We start from the raw sequence: 24067 nt of genomic DNA, 5'->3' as shown, positions 1-24067 counted from the left end.
CCACCACACCCTTTCTCAGGATGCAGAGGGCAGATGCCCACGGCCTAGCTTCCACAAACATCGGAGGTGCCTGGCTCAGTTGCCCTTGGCGGAGCGGGAACGTCGCTTGCGGCGACGGAGGATGAGCACGAACACCAGCGCGAAGCCGAGCGCGGCCGCAACGGCTGCTGGTTGCTGCTTCACACGTTCGACATCCCGTGACACTTCGCTTTTCACGCGGGCCGGGACGTCGGCCTTTTCGGCGAGTGCGCCCACGGTCGCGGCCAGGGCTTCACGTTGCGCTTGAACATTCTCGTCGGGCCCGTCTGTGGCAGTGCTCATTTCAGTCCCCTCTTCGCAGTGGCGATGTCAGCCTTGACGCTTTCGACCGTCTCTTCCGGAACAGGCGGCGCCGCGGACTTCGCTCGTTTGGCACCCACGAGTGCGGTGATTGCACCTACAGCGATCACGATTGCCGCGATTATCAGAGCTGCAAGCCACGGTTCGAGTGCTGTCGCCAACCCGAGTACTGCTGCCGCAAGCAGGACTGCGAAGCCGTACAGCAGAAGCAAAGCGCCCGCGCCGGAGATACCGAGTCCCACACCCAATCGGGTGCTCTTCGTCTTCACTTCGGATACGGCGTGCGACATCTCGGCGCGTACGAGGTCTGACATCTGCTCGGTGAGGCGTTCGACGAGTTGTACGGTCGAGAGGGAATGCGGGTCTACCGCATCGGCGTCGACAGTTTTCGGCGGAGAGGTGCTGGTAACGGGTGCCCGGGTATCGGATCGCTCGGTCATGGTCGAAGTCCCTTCGTTGTCTTCGCCGCCGTGCGTTTCGCGAAGCTCGCGACCGGCGGCGATGTCTTGTGCGTGTTGACGAGCGTTCTTGTCCGAAACGCTGGTGTCCCGCGGAGGCAGCCGGAGGAATTCTTCGGCTTCGATCCCGGCCTGCAGTTGCCGGCCGCGTTCGAGTTCCGCGTCGACCTCCGCTCCGAACAACAACGCGAGGTTGGTGATCCACAACCAGAGGAGGAAGATGACCGCCCCGGCCAACGATCCGTACGTCTTGTTGTAACTACCGAAATGGCTCACATAGAAGGCGAATCCGACTGAAGCCACGATCCACACTGCGATAGCGAGTGCTGCTCCGACACTGATCCACCGAAATTTCGGTTGCTTCACGTTGGGAGTCACGTAGTACAGCACGGCCACGGCCAGCGTCACACAGATCAGAATGACGGGCCACTTCGCAATGTTCCAGGTTGTCACAGCGCCGTCGCCGATTCCCAACTGATCGCCCAGCGCTTTGGCAACGGGGCCGCTGACGACGAGCATCAGGATTACCGCAGCAACCAACAGAAGGCCGGCGAGGGTGACGGCCAGTTGCAGAGGACGAAGTTTCCATACGGGTCTGCCTTCGTCCACCTCGTACATACGGTTCATCGCCCGCCCGAACGCGCCGACATAACCGGAGGCCGACCACAATGCGCCCGCGAGGCCGACTATCAAGGCGACACCGGCTGTGGGGGCCGCCACGAGTTGCTCGACGGTGCCACGCATCGTGTCCACAGCCGAGTCCGGCCCGACAGCGGCGACCAACTCCATCACCGTGTCGACGCTGGCACGTCCCTGGCCGACAACGCCCAACAGGGATACGAGCGCCAGGAGTGCTGGGAACAGTGACAGCACAGCGTAATACGTCAATGCCGCCGCCAAATCCGTGCATTGATCGCGCGTGAACTCGCGGGCCGAGCGTCGCGCTACGAACTTCCACGACTGCGCCGTCAGATCGGTCGGGTCAGAAGGCTTACGCGCGTCGTCCGCATCAACCGTGTGTGTGACCATGCCCGGGTTGCTACCCCGTTGGCCGACTGTCGAAACTCAGTCGTGAGCAGTCTCGGTTTTGTACTGTTCTCGGTCGAGGACAGCGAGCGCCGCGAGCAGCCCACGGCTGGACAAGATTATCGAAGGCGCGGCGGCCGTTGTGGCTTTTCCCTCCTGCAACAGCTTTTCGAGTTCCTCCAATCTCTGCCGGGCGAGAGGCAAAGTCGTGACCGCGTGATCGTCGGTGGGATCGTGTACCGGACCTTCTCCCGCATCGGCAAATGCTCCGGCAATCGCTTCGAGCAAGTCGGAGACGGCGCCCTGTAAGGTCTCGTTCTCGGCGAAATCGCTGTCCTCGACGGCAAGGATCAGCGCCATGAGATGTAACGTCGCCCGGTCGAGAGCTTCGGCGGCGGGACGAAACAGATCGGAGCCACCGACGCGCAACCAGCCGCGCTTGCGAAAGTTTCCGACCAGGCTGGCTTCACCTTCCATCACTGCGGCGTGCGCAGCGACAGACTTGTTCACCGACAGGGCCCGTCGACGCCAGAGATCGCTCGCTCCAGCACCGGATTTCACGTCCTCGGCCATTTGTCGGAGAATGTCCGAGACCTCATGCGTACGCGCGACCAAAAGGTCTCTGGCATCGGAGAGATGGTCTGGCGGGACCAACACGGCATTGACGGCGATGCCCACGAACACCCCGAGCACCACGTCGCCTATACGGTGCATGACGAGGTACGGATTCGTCGCGGTTCCGTACAGAAGAACCAGTACGGCGGTGACGGCCACCCAGATCCCGTCAGGTGACAACCGCGGAATGCGGCCGACGAGTATTCCTGCACCCGTTGCAAGGGCCAACGCGGCAACGGTCGGGAGTGCCACCGCTGCAACGGCGGCCACAACCACACCGAGGACGACCACGCTCACCTGGCGGGCGGCTACCCGCATCGAGTTACGCACCGTGTTCCCGATGATGAAGAGTGCAGCATAAGGGGCGAGAAATGCTTCAGGACTGTGAAAGACGCTATTCGCGATCACCCACGCGATGACGACGGCTACTGCGCCTTTCAGAGCTGTGACCAGGCCTATGCTTTCACATCGCCGGATCAGAGGATGCTCGAGAATTCCGTGCTCCTTAGCCTTCTACGGTTGTCCGACACTTCGTCCGAACAAAACCTTGTCCGCTGTAACCGGCAGCTCGCGTACTCGCACGCCGGTAGCATCGTAGATCGCATTGACCACTGCCGCTGCAGCCCCGACGATTCCGATCTCGCCGGCACCCCGCGATCCCATCGGGTTGACGTGTGCGTCGACCTCGTCGAGCCAAAAGGCTTCGATGTCTTGCACATCCGCGTTTGTGCTGATGTGGTAGTTCGCCAAGTCGTGAGTCATCACGTGGCCGAACCTGTTGTCCCGAAAGCTCTCCTCGTGCAACGCCATCGACAATCCCATTGTCATTCCGCCGATGAGTTGCGAGCGAAGCGTTTTCGCATTGATTGCACGTCCGATCGAGAACACACCGAGCATCCGGGGGATCCTGATCTCGCCGGTGTCGCGATGGACGCGGGCCTCTACGAAGTGAGCACCGCACGAATGCATGGAGTAATCGTCCTCATCCGGATTCTTCGGCATTTCAGTTACGGTCTCCGCGCCGACAGTGGGAGTTGTACCGTGCTTCGTGCCGAACTGGCGGGCAGCTGCAACGATGGTAGAGCCCCACGACGAGATGCCGGCGGATCCACCGGCAACTGTCGCGAAAGGAAGCTTCGTATCGCCGATTTCGAGCCGCACCTCCTCGATACGGCACCCGAGGGCATCGGCGGCGATCTGCGTCAGAGCTGTCCAGGTTCCCGTACCGATGTCGGCCGCGCCGATCTGAACGGTGTAGATTCGATCGGCTCCGAAGACGATGCGCGCTTTCGAACCAGGATTGGTCATTGCCGGATAGGTTGCCGCCGCCATGCCGGAGCCCACCATCCAGTCGCCGTCCAGGCTGCGTCCACCGCGCCGGCCCCGATTCTCCCAACCGAATCTTTCCGCACCGTCTCTCATGCATTCAATCAAATATCTTCCCGACCATGGCTTTCCGCTCTCCGGATCGACTTCCGGTTCGTTGCGAACGCGAAGTTCGATCGGATCGAGGCCACAGACTACGGCAAGCTCGTCCATCGCTACCTCGACCGCGTACATACCCGGAGTCTCACCCGGGGCGCGCATCCAAAACGGGACTGCAACATCGAGGGCCGCAACTCGGTGCGAGGTCGATCGATTGGGCGTGGCGTACATGATCCGGGTGGCCACAGCAGTCTGTTCCGCGTATTCCTTGATCTTCGACGTTTGCTCGATGACGTCGTGGGACATTGCCGTCAGACGACCGTGGGAGTTCGCACCGAGGCGAATGCGCTGAAGGGTGGATGTGCGGTATCCGACGATCGCGAACATCTGTTGCCGCGTGAGCGCGAACTTGACCGGTCGCCCCGCCGTTCTACGGGCAGCAAGAATCGCTAATACGTTGTGCGCGTGAGGTGATCCCTTCGAACCGAACCCTCCGCCGACATGTGGCGCCACGACACGCATCTGCTCGAGTTCGAGTGCGAACATGGACGCCAGAGTCTCACGAACGACATGAACGCCCTGAGTAGAGTCGTACAGGGTGACGCACGGACGCCCGTCCTTGGCGTCGTCCTCCCAGATTGCAATGCAGGCGTGCGGTTCCATCGGATTGTTGTGCTCGAGTGGAGTGGTGTAGGTCTGATCTACCGTCACATCCGCAGCCACGAATGCCGACTCGACATCGCCGTCGGTCGTGTCGGTCGCGAATCCATTGACATCCTCCGGGGCGTAGAGGTCGTCGCGATCGGCTCGTAGCTCGGAATCATGAGGGAGTTCGTCGTACTCGACTTGGACCAACCCGGCTGCATGACGGGCCGTCTCGGGTGTTTCGGCAATCACAGCACCGATGAATTGTCCGCGAAAATGGACGGCTGGGTCCTGGAGTACGGACAGCTCTCGATCTTCGGTATCCGCCAAGCGTGGGGCATCGAAGACGGTGATCACGGCGACCACACCCTGAAGTGCCTCTGCCAGTTCCGTTTTCATGCTGACGACGCGTCCACGCGCAACCGTCGCCTGGACGGCATGCAGGTAGGTGGGATTCTCCAGGGGATGCTCGAATGCGTAGAGCGCAGAGCCGGTGACTTTCGCGTATCCGTCGACGCGCTCGATCGGATTTCCCAGGTAGCTCGGTTCGATCATCTTCATTTCGTGGACCTTCCCGCGGTGAGTGACCGCAGAACCGAAACCATGACGCCGCGTGTCAGAGGAATCTTGAAAGCATTGCCCGAGTGTGGTTTCGCGTCCGCTAGTTCTGCATCTGCCGCCCGTATGAAGACTTCCTCGGTCGGCGGAGATCCGAGCAGGACCTCTTCCGCCTTGTAAGCGCGCCAGGGACGGTGTGCCACGCCTCCGAGAGCGATTCGGGCTCCGGCGACGATATCGTTTTCGAGTTCGATCTCGGCGGCGGCCGAAACCAGAGCGAAAGCGAACGAGGCGCGATCACGTGTCTTGAGGTACGTCGACAGCGCCGCGGGGGCGGGCGCGGGAAGCTCGACTGCAACGATCAACTGGTTTGGAGCCAGGGCGGTGTCGCGCTCTGGTGAATCGCCAGGGAGACGGTAAAATTCGGTGATCGGAATGCGGTGCTCGCCGCCCTCGTCTCGGACGACAATGACGGCGTCCAGTGCAGCCAGTGCGACTGCCATGTCCGACGGGTGTACGGCAATACATTGGTCGGAGGCCCCCAGGATCGCGTGGTAGCGCACGTAGCCTCCGATGGCAGAGCAACCCGATCCGGGTTCTCTCTTGTTGCACGGAGTTGTCACGTCCTGGAAGTAGACACACCTGGTTGCCTGCATCAGGTTGCCGGCAGTGGTCGCCGCATTGCGTAACTGCCCTGATGCTCCGGACAAGAGGGCACGCGCAAGCACTGCGTATCGGCTACGGATCACGGGGTGGGCCGCGAGGTCGGAGTTTCGGACTGTAGCTCCGATGCGGACCCTTCCATCCGAGAGCACCTCCACCTCGGCAAGGGGCAACCGACTTACGTCGATCACCATCCGCGGCCGGACCACACCGAGTTTCATACGGTCGACGAGGTTCGTACCCCCGGCCAAAAAGGCGGCGTCGACATTTTCAGACATCAGAGTCAACGCGCCTTCCACGTCCTCGGCGCGTCGGTACTCGAATGGCATCATGACTGCGCCGCCTGGCGAATTGCTGCGACGATGTTGCCGTATGCAGCGCAGCGACAGAGATTCCCGCTCATGCGTTCTCGAATCTCGGCGTCGTCCAGATCCGGGTCAGCATCGAGGTCTTCGGTGACATGACTGGGGTGCCCGGCCTTCACCTCGTCGAGCATCCCCACTGCCGAGCACACCTGCCCCGGGGTGCAGTACCCGCACTGGAGCGCATCCTGGTCCAGAAACGCTTGCTGCACGGCATGCAGACCGCCGTGGTCCGACAAACCGCTTGCCGTGGTGATCTGTGCTCCGTCCTGCGCCACTGCCAACGTCAAACACGTAACGGCACGCCGCCCGTCGAGGAGGACCGTGCACGATCCGCACTGCCCGTGGTCACAACCCTTCTTCGGGGACATCACGCCGAGTCGATCCCGCAACGCGTCAAGCAGCGTGGTTCGAGTGTCGACCGTCACGGTGCAGGTACTGCCGTCCACGGTCAACGTGATCTCGGCATCGATTCGCGAAGACTCCATGACGAGCACCTACCCCGCTCAGGATTACCCAAACCGTTCGGCGCGTGGACGGCACGGCCTGTCCGCGCATCGCCGACCGAAAGCCGATAAATGCACCCACCGAACGACAGAAACCCCGCCGACCGGTTCGCGGTATGGCAGCATTCGCCGCATGACTAGCGAACGGATCGAAGTACAGCGCACCATCCGTGCCGACCCCGCATCGATCTTCGCGGTCCTCTGCGACCCTCAGGGGCACGTCGCCATCGACGGATCCGGAATGCTGATGGGCGCAGATGGCGAACTCGTGACCGCGACCGGCGACGAATTCGTCGTCCACATGGACCGCGAAGCCCTGGGTGACCTACCCATGGGACAGTACGACGTCACAGTGACGATCAAAACCTTTGTCCCCCAACGCGAAATAGCATGGACCATCCTCGGAACAGTCCGGCCGCCGATCGGGCACGTCTACGGATATCGGATCGAGCCGGCCAACGACGTCCGCAGTTCCCTCGTGACGTCGTACTACGACTGGTCCGATATCGATCCAACATGGCGGCAAGCAGGGATCTTTCCCGTCATCGCCGAAGGATCTCTCAAAGCCACGCTCGGTATCCTTGCACGCACCGTAGCCAGAGGTTACCCGAGCTGACCGGTCCGAAAGCCGCGGTACGACCGACAACAACTTCTCGAGCCACCACCACGCCTGAATCATCCGTTTCGGAAGGGAGAGGGGTGCCCCCCCTTCCGTCGCGGGCTCCTCGCCAGTGAGTCAGGTTGTCGCGACTGTGTCGATCAGCTTCGCGCAGAACGCTGGTAAATCATCGGGCTTGCGGCTCGATATCAAGGTATTCGGTCCTGAAGTACAAACGACCACTTCTTCGTCCACCCACGCGCCGCCCGCGTTCGTGATATCGGTGCGCAAGCTAGGCCACGACGTCAAAGTACGACCGGCGACCGCCCCTGCTTCGACCAGTGTCCAGGGTCCGTGGCATATCACCGCCACAGGCTTGCCTGCATCGAAGAAACTCCGGGCGAACGCCACCGCCCCGGGTTTCATGCGAAGGAAATCGGGGTTGGCCACACCGCCAGGCAGGACGAGAGCGTCGTATTCGGACAGCTCCGCCGACTCGACCACCGCGTCCACGTCGAAGATGTCAGCTTTGTCGAGATGGTTGTATGCCTGGATGGTTCCGGATTCTGTCGAAACAATCGATGGCTGAGCGTGTTCGGCAACCAATGCATCCCACGGGTCCGTCAACTCGATCTGTTCGACTCCCTCCGTCGCCACGAGGAATGCAACTTTCTTTCCTGCGAGCAATTGACTCATACTTGAACGTCCTTCCTCACCTTCGTCACGCCCTCTGACGTCTGCTCAACTGGATGCGCCCTCGGTGTCGTCGAAAAACGACCATTCGCCGTCGTGGCGAACCTCCATGCGCCATCCCAGTTCCGAGTTGTCGGCACGGGCGTCCACAAACCAAGCATGTGCATCGCCGGCGCTCTCGATGTCCCGCGTCGCGGTGACGTCGCCTGCAGGATTGATCACTCTGTAAGTAGCCATTCGGGTCGGCTTCCCCAGCCGACGATTCTTCAATCATTGACCGCGACGACGACGAATCAACCCCTACCGGCACCATGCACGGCCAGGCGCCAGCCCAACGCGTCTTACTCAGACTGTTCGGTTCACACACGAATTGCGCGAGGCGATCAGGGAGGTCGCTAGTACAGAAGTAGATTTACGACCTGGGGATCCCCGTATGTCGCCGATACGCAAACCGTCGGCGATCATGACGCACCGAGGGGCGAAGCCATCGGAAGTCCAGACACAAAACCACACCCATGCCGATACTCAGCATCACAAGTAACAGAACAATGTTCAGCACCGTGTTTGCACCCTTGTGCCGGCCCTCGTCGTCGCCGTAGCGACCTTCGCCGCACTGATCGGATTCGTCAACTACGGATCCCGCTTCGTCGCCACCCTGTCAGCCGAAAAGCTTTTACCACAAAGGTTCACACGCATACACTTCCGATTCCACAGCGCTGTTTCCGCAATCCTGCTGATCATTCTCGGTGGCCTCTTCGGCATTTGCACTTTGGTGATCGGCGCTACGGGCCCACTTCCCTCTATCTATAACGCAGTGTCAACTCTGGTCGTCTATTTCTGGGTGAGCCCATACGTCGTCATCAGCATAGGCGCCGTGATGCTCCTCTTCCGCGAGCGCGCAGGCACCGCCGTGACAATCGCAGCACTGATCGCCGGTGCCGTCGCAACCTCATGGATCTATCTCAACGGAATCTTCTTCCCCGCACCGTCTCCAGTCAGTGCCATGTCCTACGTTGCGCTCGCAACCATCACGCCGGCCACTATCGCCTTTTACCTGATGGGGCGTCGAAGCCACGCTGACGCCTCCCAGCCGCCACCTCACCTGAACTCGGAACGAGCGACGGCCCGAGAGCAGTAGACGACAAGCCAACAAACCGGCATCCCGACGCAACGCATGGGTTCACCAACTCATGAAACCCACGCCACCCGACCTGCACTGGAATCTTGAGAAGCTCTCTACACGTTCCTTTTTCGAGGGCCATCACGAGTCGACTCGACCCACCAGCGATCTTCATCAGTCACCATGTATCCACACGGTCAAGCGTCAACGATCTCAGGCCGACACGCCTCCTCCGTGCGTGGGTCCCACGATCCACCACGCCCACCCTCACCTCGGCGGGATCGCTTACGGCGGAGAGTTTCCCGGTGAACTGTGCAGGCCACTGTTCGAACGGGCGGCAAACGCTTTCCCCCGCACATCCGGCCCTATTACTGCCACTGTCCAGTATCGAATTCGCACGCCGAATCGACAGCGCTGCAGTAGCACTGGAAAATCACGTCGTCTGGCCCCGCGGGGGTGATCGCCACACCGTTCCACTACCTCCACGACAGACATCCGGACGATGCTTTTGCTTCGGAGGTGACGCAGAACAACAGCAACTTCACTCAGGCGCCAGAAATCGGGCCCGATTCGCGCTACCGTTCTAGGTTATGGGGACAAGCTTCCACGGACCGAACCCGTGGCCACACATCACTCGCGCAATCCGCACGCGAGGCCCACGCTATGCCGCTGTCCCCTACCTTGGACACCTTGCGCCTGAACTACTTCCACTTCGCAGTGGAGACCTTCTGGTCGTCAATGCTTCAACCGCGGCGATCCGCGCCCACGCCACTTCACCTGTCGTTCTTTCGCACTACCTCAGCAAGGGTGTTCGCATCCTCTCGTCGTCAGCACTGCACGCCAAGGTCATCGTGACGAACCAACGAGCTGTAATCGGCTCGGCGAATGCTTCCGAAAACTCTATATCCACCCATGAAGCGGTCATCATTTCCGATGACCCTCAAGTGGTCGCCGACAGTCGCGCATTCATCAACAATATCGACGAAACCACCACAGTAGACGAGATATTCATCGAGAACGCTGAACGTGAATGGGCAATCGGGCGAGCCGTACCCATCCCCGGCATCGCAGGACGAACGCAGGTCCTCAACAACGACTTTCTTCCAACTCCGACCAACAGAGTATTCATCAGGCAAGACAACGACCGCGAGAGCCATCCTCACATGCGTACCACAGTTGTGAGAAAGCCTTCAACGAAGGAGCTTTCGGCGAGATACCGACTCGAAACGCTCACAATCGGAAAGCCACGCAGCATTGCACGCGGGGACGTCATCATTCGCATCTCCATGGATGACGAATTGCTACTGCCACCCGCTGTCGTGATATCCAATCAGGAAAGAATACCCCTCTCCCCCAGCCAATTTCACTGCTTTCTCCGCGTTCGCAACGATCTAGTGCCACTTCCTGCTGCGGACGTCGAAAAGCGTCTCGCCGACGTTGGGCATCCCAGCGCACAACTGAGGTCTAACCACTATGTTCGCTCCCCCAGCCTTCGGGCCGAACTCTTGGCACTGTGGAGCCATTGACCCCGAGGAACACATGTTGACGAAACACACAGCACCCGTTCGAACGCAAGTGCACTTCTCTCCCGATATGTCGATCCGAACATTGCACTGGCGGAAGTCGAACAACACGCGACTTTGCTGCCCCACCTGTCGAACGAAATCCTTTGCGTAACTGCGATGAAGAGCGTTAACCGCGGCATTGTACGCAGATGAACCTCGCGCCAACCGAAGTCCCGTCACGACTCGCCCGCGAACACGAAACGTAAAGTTCTCCCCGTTCGAGACGCACATTCGACAAGAGGCCACATCGAGTTTTCATTTCCGGATCCTTCCGACGACCCTCTCCCCCGTCCACTGTCCACAAGTTCCTCTCCTCGTCACACGACAGTGCGCTGCGGAGGCAGCAGCCCACGCGTGGGCTGCCCCACCCCTCCCCCTCGTTCAATCACACATGATTGCACCCGGCATTTCAGAGCATGAGCGCTAAGCATCTCCATCCGCTCCTCAAGTTTCGAACCGACTCCAACACGAGAACGCCTTCGAACGAGCCGGCGCCGACACACCCAGGATCCGCCTTCGGTGAAGCCTTAGAAACACCCCGTCGGGCTCGTCGCTGGACGGGCCGGCGGCGGCCTGTGACGCGGGCCGCCGAAAAATTCCACAGAACTCCGTGGCAACATCAACCACACGCGACACACCGAACAAGCGCGCCTACCCGTATCAGTTACAGATTGGTTCTAGTCTTTCCTCATGGCACAGCACAACAAGGGACCTCGCGGACACATCGCGACTCGTGCTCCCCTCAAGCAGCACAAGGTGTACGAGGATCGGGCCGCCGAACTCGGAATCCCTGCTGGGGACTACTCCGTGCTCATACTGGCCATCACACACGGACTGGACATACCGGACTACATCAGCGACAAGCTGCATCCGGAGCAGCTAAGACTTCTCGAAGTCGAAGCGGCCGGATCGTTGCGTCGCATCGAGCAGCTTGCGGTCGGCGCATGAACTATCCCTAGACAGCGAACAACCCCCAGGGCTTGGCGGCATCGGGGGCTGTCCGTTTATGCGGTTGTGGAAGCTTCCCAGCTTCCTGACCACCACTAACCCAGAGAAGGAAGAGGCGGTGACCACCACTACCTCGAAAGGAAGAGGCGGTGCTTACTCGATGATATCGCAGAAACGCAATTCCGCCATACCCGCGGACGTGTTCTCGGTGTCATTTCTGGTACGTCCAGATCACATTTCAGCTTTCGCGACGCCAGGATCACACTTCTGCGTACCGAATGTCCCATCCGAGCAGGCCAGCACCCTACCCATAGCGGTACCGATGTGCGGCCGCCGGATCGAACAGACCTCTCGAACGACCGCGGCCGCAACGCGCGTACAGCGGATCCGCAGACAGGGAGGGCGCCCCTAGCCGGCACCGAGCGAAGTACCCCGATACCTAACTAAACAGCGCAGACCTCTTGAAAAGTACAAAGGCCCCCGAAGGGGGTGATTGGGAGCGGACCGCATCGCGGCGAAATAGGACTGGCAGGTCCTTGACGTCGACTGAGAACTGGCAGGTTCTCCGACATCCGTTCTCGAAACATTCTCGAGAGGTGAGCTTCGAAAGTTGGCGCTTTCTCTGCTCGTACTGCATCCCCTGGAAGGGACTTACCTATGGCAGGTATGTCTCAGGGTAGCGCATACCCTGAATACACCCCAACTCATTCCATATCACCAACCGTCGGCGTGTCGCGCATCGGCACCCGATCCGCTGTCCTTCAATCGACAGAAGTCGACGAATGGCAAGCAGCAGTCGACGACGCGCTCGCACGTGTGGCTCGTATCGAAGCCGCCGCACGACAACTCAACGAGCGCACTGACCAGCGTGGACGCTCTTGGTCCCTCCCAGTCGAACCAAAGGAACAAGCACGCGTTCCGGTCTGGACGTCACGCAGGGAATGGCTCCGCCAGTTCCGGCACCACACCACCACTCCGGCCGGCAAGGCATTGTGCGCGCGCAACCTGATCAGGCCCGACAAGGCTTACGTCGTGGCACAAGCTCACGCACATTTCGCCGAATCCCACACAGGCCGCGGGGTCTGCGCAGCCAAGTCAACAATCGCTGCCCGGGCCAAAGTCAGCGAATCCTCGGTCAACCGCGCCAGGAGAGTGCTCATCGCTCTTGGAATGGGCATCGAACACGTCCGAGGGCGAAACCTCAAAACCCTGGAATTTCTCGCTGCTGAGGCCCACCACGGGGGTCAACAGCACCGCGCTGCATCGACATGGTCACTGTCTTCTCCTCGAACAGTCGTAGCAACGACACCACCTCGAAAGGTCGCCAAGACACGGCCGTCTCGTGCCTCTGCAAGGGCTCCCCGCCGCCGGGTTCGGAGCCCTCTGGGGGACGGCCTCAACCGAGTCAACCCGCCCAACACCGGTCGACCAGGGTCAATAGGAGCTGACACCCTATCTAGTGTTGGTTTTTTATCTTCTGAAGTTCTTCCGTTAGGAAGAACTCACCAACGCGTACACGCGCGAACTCAGCCGACATCGAAAAAACGAAGCAGCGCTCGGACACCGCGGCCTCTCGTACTTCAAAGGACTGCGGCTGAACTCGTCAACCATGCTCCGGCCCTCAGACCACCCGGACATATCGGAGTGATCTGCGATCTTCTCCGCGATGTCAAAATCGATACGACTCGGTGGACCGGCCGTGACATCGCACTGACGCTCTCTCGTGACACAGCAGACCGGGGGTGGATCTGGCCGACGAGATCAAGCCTGGGTTCGCCGTTGGGCTACCTCAGACGAAGGCTCGAAGGCATCGACTGGACGAGAGAATCCCCCAGCGAACAGCGTAAGTCGGCCGACCTGGCGAGAAAGAGGGAACAACAACTACTCGAAAACTCACACGTACACCGCACGAAAATGGCAGCGGACCCGGACCACCGCGCGAGGAGTCTAGCCAGCATTCGTGCGCACCTGAGCAAACTTCAGCATTGAGGCCGTCCAGTCCAAGGCTGCAGTGCACGTCCAGAATCGCGCCGCATGGTGGGCAACGAGCGCTGGCGAGAAGGATTGGCGCTTGGATAAAGCCCTGCTTGCCCTGGTCTGAATACACATGAGGTGGTTGATCGTGCACTGAGAATCAGGAAGACGGTATTTGGGTCTATGCATTGCACTCGACTCCCGTTTTCGAAGAACTGAACCCGCCCAAACCAGTGAATAGTGGCCGTCGGGGCGCATAGTCACGTCGAAAACTGGGCGTTGGTGCCGGCTGAGCATCCGGGAAGGTGATCGAACGACTGCCGTCCCGGATGCCGACACGTTCGCACGCTTGAGGACGCGTCGACCTCTCGTGCGTCCCGCAATGCTGCGGTGCGTCTGATCCTGAAATCTGATTTTCGCAGGTAGAGGCTATTTTGCGCGGAAGAAACGCCTTGCGATCACTGCATGTGACGCACGCGTTGCGAGGCATTCTGGTCGCGCGTGCCATACACGCAATGCGTGCGTTGCAAGGCATGCATTGCATGTAAGGCACTACTGTTGCGGGAAACTATCGATCACCTTGTGACGTTCGTATCCGTCGACACGGCAGAGTAGGCATCTTGCACGGGATCCTCACAGACACTTGACTTGGGTCTTGATCGCCGCCACTCCCCCACCCGGTCGAATGAACCCGCGTGTTTGGTTGTACCGAACTGCGCGGCGCTGGGTGCGAGTGCCCGCATGCGAAAATTCTGCTCGTGAAGCAGTCAAACCGGCGCTTATAGTGCTGATTGTCCCCATCGTGTCCCCTCACCTTGTTTCGTCACAGTGACGATAATTTCATGCCTGCTTGGATTCGCTTTGACGCCCACATCTCGACCGAAACTCGGCCCCAGTCGGATCTCGGTATGTCGTTTGCCTCGTACCTCCGGATTCATACACTCGACGTGCATTTCGCGCGGAAATTTCGATTGTGCACGGGCTTGGAGGCATCTGAGATGTTTCGGAACACGTTCTTCGCGGGTCAGGTGAACACGCCATTTGGCAGTGAAATTTGCTGTAGTTGCAACTCTCAATAGACTTAGGTGTCCCTCCGCCCAACCAAAATGGGGATTCAGTGTGGTCGTTCGCCCCTCCCCTCCGCGTGCCGGACTCCACTTTGAGTGAACTCATCGCAGTTCATTCGTGTGCTTTCGTGCGGGCCTCGGCCTTCCGAGTCCGATGAGATGAAATATGTTCTGGCTTCGAATGGCAGCATGTACATCTGTCGACCTACCTCCGCGGGGCGGCATCAGAGAATCTCTGAAGTGGCAGTCCGTTCCCGCCGGCCTCGAAATGGTGGCTTGGTACGAACTGGCTGAATATGGTCGCTCGTGACTGCTGAACAATGCGTGTTGTCCATACCGAAATAGTCGAATCCCCCTGATCTCGGGCCTCGAGTCAGTTGGCATTCCAGGAGTTTCAGATTGATCTCTTCGAGAATCTCGCTGCGAACTATCTGCCTCCTGGTTCGATTCGGGGCCTGCGACATGTCGTGATCGGGCGATCGCGGCAGGCAAACTGCTCTCGGCCGGTCGAACTTTTGCCTCAATGTCCGATCTTCGTGGCGGATTTTTGATTCGTTCGAGACCAGTTAGTGCCTTGACCTGCGAGTATGCGCGCGCGTGCAGTGCATGCAATATTCGCAAACCATGCAAACCATGCAGACCATGCAGTGCATGAACTGCATGCTCTGCAAGTCCCCCATGCATAACGCATAACGCACTGCATGCATGCAATGCGTTATGCGCATTCACTGCGTGAAATGCATGCTATGAGCGCGTTGCGACGGGCGCACGCTTGCCACGCAGTGCACGCCGAGCGAAGAATGCGAGGGTTGCAAGCAGTGCAGGGAATGCGTTGCACGGTATGCGAGCGTGTATTGCAATACGAGCGTGTCTAGCAAAGCAAGCGTTACGCGCAATGCTTGCGTGAATCGCATTGCCAGCATGGTCTGCGCGTAACGCAAAGCATGCACGAGATGCACGACACGCACAGAGTGCAAGGCTTGAACGACATGCGTTACATGCGTGTTATGCTACGCGCGCACGTAATGCACAGTGTGCGTGTCTAGCGGGCAGAGCAGCTACAGCATGCAATGCATGCGGTGCTCAGATCGCATGTGACGCACAGTCTGCATGCGATCCACGTACAGCGTGGACTGCGCACACGGCAAGCAAGGCACATATTGCATGCAGTGCGTGATCCACACGCAATGCACGCCCCGCACGCGTCAACGCCCTCGATGAAAGGTCCGCAATGCAGCCACGCAAAATCGCACTCGGCAACCAGAAGGGTGGCGTAGGCAAGACGGCCTCCACGCTCGGGCTTGCCAGCGCCATCACCGCGGTCGGCGGAAAAGTGCTCGTCGTCGATATGGACCAGCAGGGCAATACGACCGGCGGCCTCGGCGTCACGCTCGAAGAGGGCATGATGACGGCCTACCACCTCATGAACCAGACCAGGGAAGGCATTGCAGCGGAGGCGATCATCGCTACTCCATGGGATGGCGTCGACCTTATTCCAGCGGACGAAGAACTCGGAAAGATCGAATCGGATGGGTCGAATGACCTGGTGTTTCGCCTAGACGTTGCGTTCGAAGGGCTCGACCTTTCTCCGTATGACGCCGTGCTGTTCGACTGCCCTCCCAATATGGGCAAGGTGCTGTTCGCGGTTCTCATCGCAGCAGATGGCGTTGTCGCCATCACCGAACCCACAATCGACAGCGTCGGTGGTGTTCAGAAGCTCGAAGAGACGATCGACACCGTTCGTAAACGCGCAAACCCCAAGCTGGCGTTCGACAAGATCGTAATCAGTCGTAAACGCTCCACCGGCGAACATGAGTTCCGAGAGAGCGAGTTACGGGAGACGTACGGAGCTCTCGTCGCCAAGACGTCGATCCCGGAACTCGCGGCCCGCCAGGATGCGCATTCGAATCGCACTCCGATTCACCAGTTCAAGGGCGGAAAGGCTTTGACACTGCAACTTGCATACAGTGACTTGCTCGCTGAGTTGCCCATCGTGATCGGAGCGCCGGCATGAGCGTGAAGCGGGAACCTGCCATTCGTAAGACTCACCCGGCTGAACTCATCCCGGAACGTCCGCCCAGGGGAGACACGACCCCTGCGACACCTGCACCTGCACCATCGTCGCCTTCAGCGGATCTCAGCGGCCGCAAAGACGAGGAGGAGAAGCTGTCGATGACCCACAACACGCGCATCAAACCTTCGACCAAGGATCGCCTCCGGCGCGGTGTCGACAAATTGCGGTACGAGACAGGTGATCGCGAAATCAGCGAGGCGTCGATGACCGAGGCTGCGCTGGATGAATACTTGAAGGCCCGAGGACTGTAGGGCACGGCGTGCACGGCATGCACTGCGTGCATGCACTCCATAGATTGTCCTGATTGTGAATTTCGGTCACGGGCAAAGGGCATCTTGTACTTCGACTGGAGGACCTACGCAGCGGCGCTTAGCGCGCCCGCTGAATGGGTTTGCACCCGGGAAGCATTCCACGGACTTCAGTATTTCGAGTGGTCAGCCGGCGGGTACGGGCACACGGCGAGCCCGCCCGGACTGGGAGTCCTTGCTGGGGCGTGCAATGCCATGTTCCTTCATCTGCTGACATTCCGTTCTGAAGCTCTTGAAAGCCATGGCAGCGCAAAGCGGCGAGCAATTTGCGTGAGCCGTCCGCTGCAGTCGCGCAAAATCGCAGATCACCCGACATGCATCTGGAATCAACCCGCGGGCAGTTGGTAAGAGATTGCCGAGTGCGTTGAGTACTACGCAAAACAACATCAGTCGCCTCTCGCATGTGACCGCGACAAATGACTGTGGGTCCACACCGCACGCAAAGCGGACTAAACACAGGAGTTCCACCAGAGGAAATCTTTCGAAAACAAGAGGAGCCCCGCCGGCGGCAACCAGCGGGACTCCAGACCGAGAACACCCCTTGTAGGAAGGAAAACCCGATCATGGGTGATTTTAGTCTGCGCGCCGCGCGGATCCAGCTTGGAGCACTGATCGCCGCACTTCTCATCGCGATTTTCATCGCGATCGGGATCACCGCAGGCGCATTCGTCCTCTCCTTCGCGGTCCAGCGGGACCTCGCGCGCCAAGGAACCATCCCCGAAAACCTGGCGTGGATCTTTCCCGTCATCGTTGACAGTGCAATCTTCGGATCCACCGTAGCCATCGTCATTCTGAGCAAACTGAAGATGCATCGGCGCGACAAGTACTTCTACGTTGCCGTGGCTGTTGCAGTGGTCGCGATCAGCGTCCTTGGGAACTCCTACCATGCGTTCCACTCTGCAACGGTTGCGCAACAGGCCGTTGCGGCAGGTCAGAGTATCGGCTACATGCCTCTCGACCCTGCCGTTGCTGCCATGATCGCGATAATTCCGCCGGTGCTGGTACTCGCCTTCACTCATGGACTGGGGATCCTGATCAAAGCAACGGGTATCGCGTATTCCGACTACAAGATCGAGATCGACAATGCCGCTGCAGGCGTGGGTATGGTCGCTACGCAAAGCCGCGTCATGCGCAACGAAACAGCCGAGGGATTCCAGCCTTCTCTGGGCGTCGTGGAAACGCATCACGCGCCGGAAAGCGCTCCGCATCCGAGCCCCTCCGAACAGACGAGCTCCTCAGTCGATCCGGAATCGTCGAACGACGAGGCGGCGGCGCACGCCGAACTGGAATGGTTCATTGCCACATCGGATCTACCCGACGCTGTCAAGGACACCGCACGACGCAAGCTCGCGGACCCAACTCTCACCTGGGAGATGATCGCTCAGACATCCAACCCTCCTGTTGCAACATCGACGTCGTGGCGCCGGTACGAAAAATTCGACACCGCGGCCCGAGCGGCCGGCTTCGAGAACCCCCCGCTCATCGACATGCGAGCCTCCGACGCCCAGTTCGCCGACCATCTCGTCCCTACAGCGTGACTAGCGCCGCAACTCAGCAATGCCGCAGTCTCCGAGGGGCAGGAAACGCGCCATCATGGAGGGGATGGCGCCCGCGAAGTCCCCACCGACTGCAGGTAAGGAACCCGCATTGACTGACCCAGACGACCGACTCCACCTGCTCGTTCCGTCCGGCCAATGCCAACGACCCCGACAACAACGAGCGCACGACACGAAGGCAAAGATCCTCAAGGCAGCTGCACGCTCGTTCTCGATCGATGGGTATGCCGCCACCTCGTTGAACGACATCATCGCGGAGGCTGCCTCCACGAAAGGAGCGGTGTACTTCCACTTCGACTCCAAGGAAGCGATCGCGCGAGAACTCATCAACCACTGGTTGACCGCGCTCGGCCAAACCCGACAATCAACCGACGAATCAGCAATACCGGCGATCGAGCAGTTGGCTGCATTCTTTAGCGGTTCGGCGGCGCTTATCGCTGACGATGACCTGGCCCGAGCAGGCCTCAGGCTCACCACAGAAGCAGGTCTCGATACCGCCCGACCCGCATTCCGCAAGTGGGTGGAACTCGTCAGCCGACTCGTCGATACCGCGATCGCAGACGGACAGCTCCCCGCCTCCGCCGCCCAGCGCCTGGCTGAGAATCTGTGCGCGGGATTCATCGGTGCGATTCAAGTCATACAGGTGCTCGGCGACCCTGGAGATTTCACTTCGCGGATTGACGACTTAGTGAACGCGTATTTGATCTCAGATGTGTAGTCCGCGCGCTGGCGAGATCGTGGGTAGGGGAGGGGGCCGGACTCAATCCTCGCGGTGGCGTCGCCAACCGTGTACGCGGTGTACTGCTAATTCCTCGACGCTAGCGCGGCAGTCGCGTCGTCGAGAGGGGCGACATCGTGCCAGGCATCGAGAGTTGAATCCCCGAAGGGCTTTGTCTCATGGCGAATATTTCAGCAATAGCGATCCGCGCCGTGCCGACGTGAAGACGTGACCATCGACGGGACCGTGGGAAGGGGTGCAGCATTAGGGCCTCTGAGTACTTCATCGACCCTTGCCTCCCGTTGAAATGATCGGTTCCGCAACTCGCACACGATCGTGGTACCAAAACGAATCCCAATTCGGTACCATGGACATATGAGCACGCAAATCGCGGTACGACTACCAGACGAGATCGTGGCATTTCTCGACGACGAAATCAGGGAACATCGTGCCACCTCGCGGGCCTCGGTAGTGTTGCGCGCTCTCGAACGCGAGCGTCGCCGTCAGATCGCCGCACGTGACGCGGAGATTCTCGCGACCGCAACCTCCGAACATGACCTGAGTTCTCTCGCTCACCACGCCGCCAATCCGCAGTCAACAGGCTTGAGCTGATGCGACCAATTCACGAAGCCGACCTCGACACAGTCCGCCCGGTCCTCGTACTCACCCGAGAGGTGGTCCGTCCACACCTCGGGGCCGTCACGGTAGCGCCCATCACCGACGAGATCCGAGGACTGTCCACTGAGGTGTCCGTCAGTGCCGCGAACGGACTATCCGCCGACGCGGTGGTCAGTTGCGATCACATCACCACCATTCCCGTCAGTGCACTCGGCAACGTCATCGGTTATCTTCTGCCGGCACAAGAGGAATCACTGTCCATTGCCGTGCGCGCCGCATTCGATCTCGAATGAGGACGACAGTGAACGGAAAGGATGCAGCGTGGCGCTGAAGAAAGGGGAGCAGTTCGCGCTATTCGAGCTCGAAACACCGGAATCCCCTACCCGTTCGGGCGAAGTTTCCGAGCCAGACCAGCCTTCACTGTTCGACGTTGACGACACCGCTTGTCTCGAAACGAGTTCCGACGCTGCTGAGATCCCAGCCATCGGCGATATCGTCGCCCCTCCGGATGACCGCTCCAAAGACGTGGAACCGGCACCCACCCAGGCGTCCGAACTCGATGCAACCGAACCGGCCGCCCTACCTCCCGCCGGCGAGTCGGCAGACGGCCACGCCGTCATTGTCACGGCAGCTGGAACCTACACACCATCCGGCCACACGCTCACCGGCCCAGTAGATTCCATCGAAAAACTCGACAAACTCATCAGATGGGCAACGCTCACCCCTCTGGGCACACCGGCACAGATCTGGATCGTCGGAATCGAAGCCTGCGAAATGCTCGGATGGATCATCGACCCGGGCAGCGAAGACGACGTCGACGACATGGAAATCCTGCGCACACGCGCGGCCGAAGAACTCACAGCGATCCTCCATGCCACGCTGACCCCGATGCTGACCGCAGGATGGGAACTCCGCGGAGAACCCGGCCACGTCGTTCACCTTTCCCGCACCACAGGGAACTTCACATCGATGGTCGACATCTTCATCGAACCCTATGTATGGACCTACTGGAACAAAGACTTCGGATGGGGCAATCGCGTGGGAGACATGGGGATCCTCGGATCACCCACCGCCGGGACCTACCTCCCTGACGATGACCTCCCCGCTGCACAGGAGCTGGGACGCCGACTCGCTTGGTGTGCACAACACCTCGGCGTACTACCCGGCCCCACTCCAGCACGCACCGGCGCGGCGATCGTCGACAAGATCAAACGCGACCGCACCCGCAGCGGTAAAGGAATCGTCGTCACCGTCGGTGGACCCGTCCCACCACTGGACGGCGAACCCCGCGGAGATCTCGAACCCGCAGTCGGATGGACACGCATCCCGGACCTCGAAGAACTTTCCGACGCAACACAACTGGTATCGATAGACCAACGAGCTGCATACCTCGCTTCCGCTGGCATGCTCGAATTCGGCTACGGAAAACCTCGGCATCTTCGCGGCGAGAACGCGCTCGACGCTGCGCGGCAATCGAAAACCCCGTTCGGACTCTGGCATGTAACTCTCCCACCCGGTGACATGCTGGCGCTCCCACCAACTCTGCCGTTACCTCACCCACACATGCTCGCCGACCAACCTGTGCAAACCTGGATCACCACCGTCAGCCTCGACGCACTGCAAACGTCCATTGCAGATGGCGGAATCGGCGCAGAACTCGACGAGCTCGACATCACCGAAGCATGGGTCTACCCCGAACAAGGTCGGGCCCTCGACAAGTGGGCGAAAATATTGAGAGAAGCCCGCAAAGTTGCCGCCGACACCGGCGACACAGCAATGAAACGGTTCATCGGCGCCTGCTACAAGGGCTACATCGGCCGAATGGTCAACCCCGACATGTGGACCGCCAAACAAATGCAACACCACCACCAACCGCTCTGGCGAGCAGCGATCATCGCACACTGCCGCTGGCGAGGCCGCCGCGTCGCGATGCGCATCGCGCGCGAAACCGGCCGATGGCCACTGCGCACGGTCACTGATTCCTGGGTCTACCCCCTGCCCCCGGGCATCGACATCGCAGACGATAGTGACGCACTCGGGAAAATGACTCTGGAAAAGCATGCCCCGCTCACCGAGGACATCACTGTCATGCTGACCGACGCACGCGACACCCACGAGGTCAACCTCGCACTCAAAGCTGCGTTCACCGACGAAGATGAAGGAAACATATAGTGGCCCTGCATCTTCCGAAACCGCGATCAACCAAACCTGCACAGAAGACTGTCGGCTTGGACGGCCTCAACGTATCTGTCTCGACAGCAGCGACCAGCGGTATCGAAAAATCGAAATCAGTCAAAAGTGGGGGATTGGCCGGACTCACCAGCAAAGTCTCCGTACGCCAGATCCGTGCCGAAATCGGCAAAGAAGGCCTACGGCAAGCGGCTATCGACGCCGGGAGAAAGCCCCCCTCTGACCGAACACTGCGGCGGTGGGCGCAGCAAGGACGAATCCCACACCCCGACGTCACCGAACGCGCCCAACGGCGAGCAGCCATCGAACGCCTCGGCGGAATCGATGCTGTCGCAAAGAAAATCGGCCGTTCACGATCAGCGGTCTCTCGCTACCGCTCCGGAGAAACCAACGAACTACGTGCGGACGCGAAAAAGAAGCTCAAGAATGTCAAAGCTCGCGACATCATGGACCGCGCCGGCGTCCTGCGACCCGACGGGCAACCCAAAAAGGCCACGATCCGAGTCCGTGGGGGAGTGTCCGTCCGCAACGGTTCCGAAGAAGGTTACGACTATCGAGTGCGTACCCTCGACTTCGCGAACTCCGACAGCCCCTTCAGTCTCGACGAAACACGGGAACTCGCCATGGCTTTGGCCAACGACGATCATGCCCGGGTGGTTGCGATCCTCGAACGTCACGCCACGATGGATTACCCTGAAAACAAGGGATTCGACCAGTACGGCGACACTTTCGGATTTCACTTCGATTCCATCGAATCCGTCCACATCGACTGGACATAGAACTGCCCTGCCTCTCGACGCACCGGGCACGACCAGGCATCACGTTCGCAGACCCTTGTGCGAAACACCGGTAGAGATCTCGGCACCAGAGGATATGTCGGCCAGCTTCGGAATCGAATCGCCTCTCAGCCGGAGTCGTCAGGTTTGACGGGCAGTTGGGAGTCGAGTTCGGAGACAGTGGCTTCCACAGCCGCGGCGATCTCGTCGTCGGTAGGAACGAGAGCGCGAACCTGGGAGGGGAGAGTCTCATAGGTGTAGTCGGCTACGGCGAGGGGTGCAGTTGTTCCGGCAAGTGAATACCGGACGACGTTGTCGTTGCGGCCCGCGCAGAGCAAGATTCCCACAGTCGGCGCGTGGATGTCCTTGTTGCGGAGGTTGTCGTCGATCCACGAAACATAGAAGCCGAGCTTCCCGACATACTCCGGCTCGAACCTGCCTACCTTCAACTCGACGACAACGAACCTCGCTTGCACCCAGTTGAAGAACAACAGGTCGATATAGAAATCCTGATCACCGACCTCGAAATGGTATTGGCGCCCGACAAAAGCGAACCCGTGTCCCAGTTCGAGGAGGAACTGCTCCAGCCGACGCATCAGCGCGGACTCCAGCTCTCGCTCCGCGACACGTTCGGTGATATCGAGAAAATCGAAGACGTACGGGTCACGCACCAACTGTTGAGCGAGATCGGAATCCTCGGCCGGAAGATGGTCCTGAAAGTTCGAGGGTGCCGCACCGATCCTGCGCCGTAAACCGCTGTTGATCTGATTTTGCAGTACATTGCGCGACCACCCGTGTTCAGCAGCGGCCGATGCATACCAGTCGCGGTCGGACTGGTTATCGAGTTTGTCGAGCAAGACCGTCACATGACCCCACGGCAATTGGCCAACAGGTTGTTGGCCAATTGCATCGCGCCCCCAGATGCTCGCCATCTGCCGCATGTACTTCAGATTGGTCCGCGATAACCCGCGCATGTCGGGAAAGGCTGATCGAAGATCGACGGCGAGCCTGTCGATCACCTTTGAACCCCAGCCCTCGGCCTCTTGACGCTGCACGATTGCGTTCCCTATGTCCCAATAGAGGCTGAGCAGTTCGGTGTTGACGATTCGGGTGGCGCGAACTCGCGCTTGCCGAACGTGCGACTTGAGATGATCGAGAAGCTGGGCGTAGTCGGCGGGCAGTTCGGCTGGAGCATTCACCCATCCATCTTTACCCAGCGCTGCTGGGAACGCCTACCGGACATGCCCCACTGGACACCTCAGCCC

At 59.9% G+C, this 24067-nt stretch carries 21 protein-coding genes; 12 read left to right on the top strand and 9 right to left on the bottom strand.

What is annotated here, in order from left to right:
* Positions 1-75: 75 nt before the first annotated feature.
* The 6 genes from ACN50D_RS11590 to ACN50D_RS11565 all read right to left on the bottom strand — a co-directional run bounded on the left by ACN50D_RS11590 (position 76) and on the right by ACN50D_RS11565 (position 6579).
* On the bottom strand, positions 76-321 hold the full coding sequence (locus ACN50D_RS11590) for a DUF3618 domain-containing protein (protein WP_047272412.1): 246 nt from the start codon (positions 319-321) through the stop codon (positions 76-78).
* Positions 318-1826: a YhjD/YihY/BrkB family envelope integrity protein gene (locus ACN50D_RS11585; protein WP_211921888.1), complete on the bottom strand. Its 1509-nt coding sequence runs from the start codon at positions 1824-1826 to the stop codon at positions 318-320. Before ACN50D_RS11585 ends, ACN50D_RS11590 begins: the two co-directional genes overlap by 4 nt.
* Before the next feature lie 36 nt (positions 1827-1862).
* A complete protein-coding gene (locus ACN50D_RS11580) occupies positions 1863-2879 on the bottom strand; it encodes an FUSC family protein (RefSeq protein WP_249343114.1) in 1017 nt (338 codons plus the stop codon).
* A 72-nt stretch (positions 2880-2951) separates the two neighbouring features.
* Positions 2952-5069 carry a xanthine dehydrogenase family protein molybdopterin-binding subunit gene (locus tag ACN50D_RS11575; protein WP_211921886.1) on the bottom strand — a complete coding sequence of 706 codons (2118 nt, stop codon included), beginning with the start codon at positions 5067-5069 and terminating at the stop codon, positions 2952-2954.
* Complete coding sequence (locus tag ACN50D_RS11570) at positions 5066-6061, bottom strand: FAD binding domain-containing protein (RefSeq protein ID WP_211921884.1); 996 nt, start codon at positions 6059-6061, stop codon at positions 5066-5068. The genes ACN50D_RS11575 and ACN50D_RS11570 overlap by 4 nt, the downstream gene beginning before the upstream one ends.
* Complete coding sequence (locus ACN50D_RS11565) at positions 6058-6579, bottom strand: (2Fe-2S)-binding protein (protein WP_211921882.1); 522 nt, start codon at positions 6577-6579, stop codon at positions 6058-6060. Before ACN50D_RS11565 ends, ACN50D_RS11570 begins: the two co-directional genes overlap by 4 nt.
* A gap of 151 nt (positions 6580-6730) precedes the next feature.
* Here ACN50D_RS11565 and ACN50D_RS11560 point away from each other — a divergent pair, with 151 nt between their 5' ends.
* A complete protein-coding gene (locus tag ACN50D_RS11560; protein ID WP_211921880.1) occupies positions 6731-7213 on the top strand; it encodes a polyketide cyclase in 483 nt (160 codons plus the stop codon).
* Between the two features lie 120 nt (positions 7214-7333).
* Here ACN50D_RS11560 and ACN50D_RS11555 read toward each other — a convergent pair whose 3' ends face one another.
* Together ACN50D_RS11555 and ACN50D_RS11550 are read right to left on the bottom strand one after the other, a co-directional pair.
* A complete protein-coding gene (locus tag ACN50D_RS11555) occupies positions 7334-7891 on the bottom strand; it encodes a type 1 glutamine amidotransferase domain-containing protein (protein ID WP_211921878.1) in 558 nt (185 codons plus the stop codon).
* 45 nt (positions 7892-7936) lie between these two features.
* Entirely contained in the window at positions 7937-8125 is a 189-nt protein-coding gene (locus ACN50D_RS11550; RefSeq protein ID WP_211921876.1) for a hypothetical protein, read from the bottom strand.
* 577 nt (positions 8126-8702) lie between these two features.
* On the opposite strand from ACN50D_RS11550, the gene ACN50D_RS11545 reads away from it, so the two are divergent.
* The 11 genes from ACN50D_RS11545 to ACN50D_RS11495 all read left to right on the top strand — a co-directional run bounded on the left by ACN50D_RS11545 (position 8703) and on the right by ACN50D_RS11495 (position 22805).
* Complete coding sequence (locus tag ACN50D_RS11545) at positions 8703-9026, top strand: hypothetical protein (RefSeq protein ID WP_249343076.1); 324 nt, start codon at positions 8703-8705, stop codon at positions 9024-9026.
* Between the two features lie 572 nt (positions 9027-9598).
* The gene (locus tag ACN50D_RS11540; RefSeq protein ID WP_211921874.1) at positions 9599-10534 is read left to right on the top strand and encodes a phospholipase D family protein; all 936 of its coding nucleotides are present in this window, start codon (positions 9599-9601) and stop codon (positions 10532-10534) included.
* A 729-nt stretch (positions 10535-11263) separates the two neighbouring features.
* On the top strand, positions 11264-11521 hold the full coding sequence (locus tag ACN50D_RS11535; protein WP_029256882.1) for a hypothetical protein: 258 nt from the start codon (positions 11264-11266) through the stop codon (positions 11519-11521).
* 4272 nt (positions 11522-15793) lie between these two features.
* Entirely contained in the window at positions 15794-16576 is a 783-nt protein-coding gene (locus tag ACN50D_RS11530; protein WP_029256883.1) for a ParA family protein, read from the top strand.
* Positions 16577-16734: 158 nt separating this feature from the next.
* Complete coding sequence (locus ACN50D_RS11525; RefSeq protein ID WP_007733689.1) at positions 16735-16887, top strand: hypothetical protein; 153 nt, start codon at positions 16735-16737, stop codon at positions 16885-16887.
* A 620-nt stretch (positions 16888-17507) separates the two neighbouring features.
* Complete coding sequence (locus ACN50D_RS11520) at positions 17508-18482, top strand: DUF2637 domain-containing protein (RefSeq protein WP_211921872.1); 975 nt, start codon at positions 17508-17510, stop codon at positions 18480-18482.
* A 19-nt stretch (positions 18483-18501) separates the two neighbouring features.
* The gene (locus tag ACN50D_RS11515) at positions 18502-19218 is read left to right on the top strand and encodes a TetR/AcrR family transcriptional regulator (RefSeq protein ID WP_306665684.1); all 717 of its coding nucleotides are present in this window, start codon (positions 18502-18504) and stop codon (positions 19216-19218) included.
* Positions 19219-19593: 375 nt separating this feature from the next.
* Complete coding sequence (locus ACN50D_RS11510) at positions 19594-19830, top strand: YlcI/YnfO family protein (protein ID WP_211921868.1); 237 nt, start codon at positions 19594-19596, stop codon at positions 19828-19830.
* A complete protein-coding gene (locus ACN50D_RS11505) occupies positions 19830-20129 on the top strand; it encodes a type II toxin-antitoxin system PemK/MazF family toxin (RefSeq protein WP_211921866.1) in 300 nt (99 codons plus the stop codon). Before ACN50D_RS11510 ends, ACN50D_RS11505 begins: the two co-directional genes overlap by 1 nt.
* A gap of 28 nt (positions 20130-20157) precedes the next feature.
* The gene (locus ACN50D_RS11500; RefSeq protein ID WP_211921864.1) at positions 20158-22008 is read left to right on the top strand and encodes a hypothetical protein; all 1851 of its coding nucleotides are present in this window, start codon (positions 20158-20160) and stop codon (positions 22006-22008) included.
* Positions 22008-22805 (top strand): hypothetical protein, encoded by a 798-nt coding sequence (locus tag ACN50D_RS11495; protein ID WP_211921862.1) that lies wholly within the window; start codon positions 22008-22010, stop codon positions 22803-22805. The genes ACN50D_RS11500 and ACN50D_RS11495 overlap by 1 nt, the downstream gene beginning before the upstream one ends.
* Before the next feature lie 125 nt (positions 22806-22930).
* On the opposite strand, the gene ACN50D_RS11490 is transcribed toward ACN50D_RS11495, so the two are convergent.
* Positions 22931-24001 (bottom strand): PDDEXK nuclease domain-containing protein, encoded by a 1071-nt coding sequence (locus tag ACN50D_RS11490; protein ID WP_211921860.1) that lies wholly within the window; start codon positions 23999-24001, stop codon positions 22931-22933.
* Positions 24002-24067 lie beyond the last annotated feature (66 nt).

It is taken from the genome of Rhodococcus sp. SB1D (assembly GCF_048573875.1).
GTDB lineage: Bacteria > Actinomycetota > Actinomycetes > Mycobacteriales > Mycobacteriaceae > Rhodococcus_F > Rhodococcus_F qingshengii.
The sequence above is the reverse complement of the archived record's forward strand: the minus strand, read 5'-3'. Positions and strand labels throughout refer to the sequence as shown.

Excerpts from the sequence above, each read along its gene's own strand:
- ACN50D_RS11575 (WP_211921886.1), bottom strand. The coding sequence starts at position 5,069 with ATGAAGATGATCGAACCGAGCTACCTGGGAAATCCGATCGAGCGCGTC.
- ACN50D_RS11590 (WP_047272412.1), bottom strand. The coding sequence starts at position 321 with ATGAGCACTGCCACAGACGGGCCCGACGAGAATGTTCAAGCGCAACGT.
- ACN50D_RS11540 (WP_211921874.1), top strand. The coding sequence starts at position 9,599 with ATGGGGACAAGCTTCCACGGACCGAACCCGTGGCCACACATCACTCGC.
- ACN50D_RS11520 (WP_211921872.1), top strand. The coding sequence starts at position 17,508 with ATGGGTGATTTTAGTCTGCGCGCCGCGCGGATCCAGCTTGGAGCACTG.
- ACN50D_RS11535 (WP_029256882.1), top strand. The coding sequence starts at position 11,264 with ATGGCACAGCACAACAAGGGACCTCGCGGACACATCGCGACTCGTGCT.
- ACN50D_RS11585 (WP_211921888.1), bottom strand. The coding sequence starts at position 1,826 with ATGGTCACACACACGGTTGATGCGGACGACGCGCGTAAGCCTTCTGAC.
- ACN50D_RS11560 (WP_211921880.1), top strand. The coding sequence starts at position 6,731 with ATGACTAGCGAACGGATCGAAGTACAGCGCACCATCCGTGCCGACCCC.
- ACN50D_RS11550 (WP_211921876.1), bottom strand. The coding sequence starts at position 8,125 with ATGGCTACTTACAGAGTGATCAATCCTGCAGGCGACGTCACCGCGACG.
- ACN50D_RS11570 (WP_211921884.1), bottom strand. The coding sequence starts at position 6,061 with ATGATGCCATTCGAGTACCGACGCGCCGAGGACGTGGAAGGCGCGTTG.
- ACN50D_RS11510 (WP_211921868.1), top strand. The coding sequence starts at position 19,594 with ATGAGCACGCAAATCGCGGTACGACTACCAGACGAGATCGTGGCATTT.
- ACN50D_RS11505 (WP_211921866.1), top strand. The coding sequence starts at position 19,830 with ATGCGACCAATTCACGAAGCCGACCTCGACACAGTCCGCCCGGTCCTC.
- ACN50D_RS11525 (WP_007733689.1), top strand. The coding sequence starts at position 16,735 with ATGACCCACAACACGCGCATCAAACCTTCGACCAAGGATCGCCTCCGG.
- ACN50D_RS11530 (WP_029256883.1), top strand. The coding sequence starts at position 15,794 with ATGCAGCCACGCAAAATCGCACTCGGCAACCAGAAGGGTGGCGTAGGC.
- ACN50D_RS11515 (WP_306665684.1), top strand. The coding sequence starts at position 18,502 with ATGCCGCAGTCTCCGAGGGGCAGGAAACGCGCCATCATGGAGGGGATG.
- ACN50D_RS11555 (WP_211921878.1), bottom strand. The coding sequence starts at position 7,891 with ATGAGTCAATTGCTCGCAGGAAAGAAAGTTGCATTCCTCGTGGCGACG.
- ACN50D_RS11565 (WP_211921882.1), bottom strand. The coding sequence starts at position 6,579 with ATGGAGTCTTCGCGAATCGATGCCGAGATCACGTTGACCGTGGACGGC.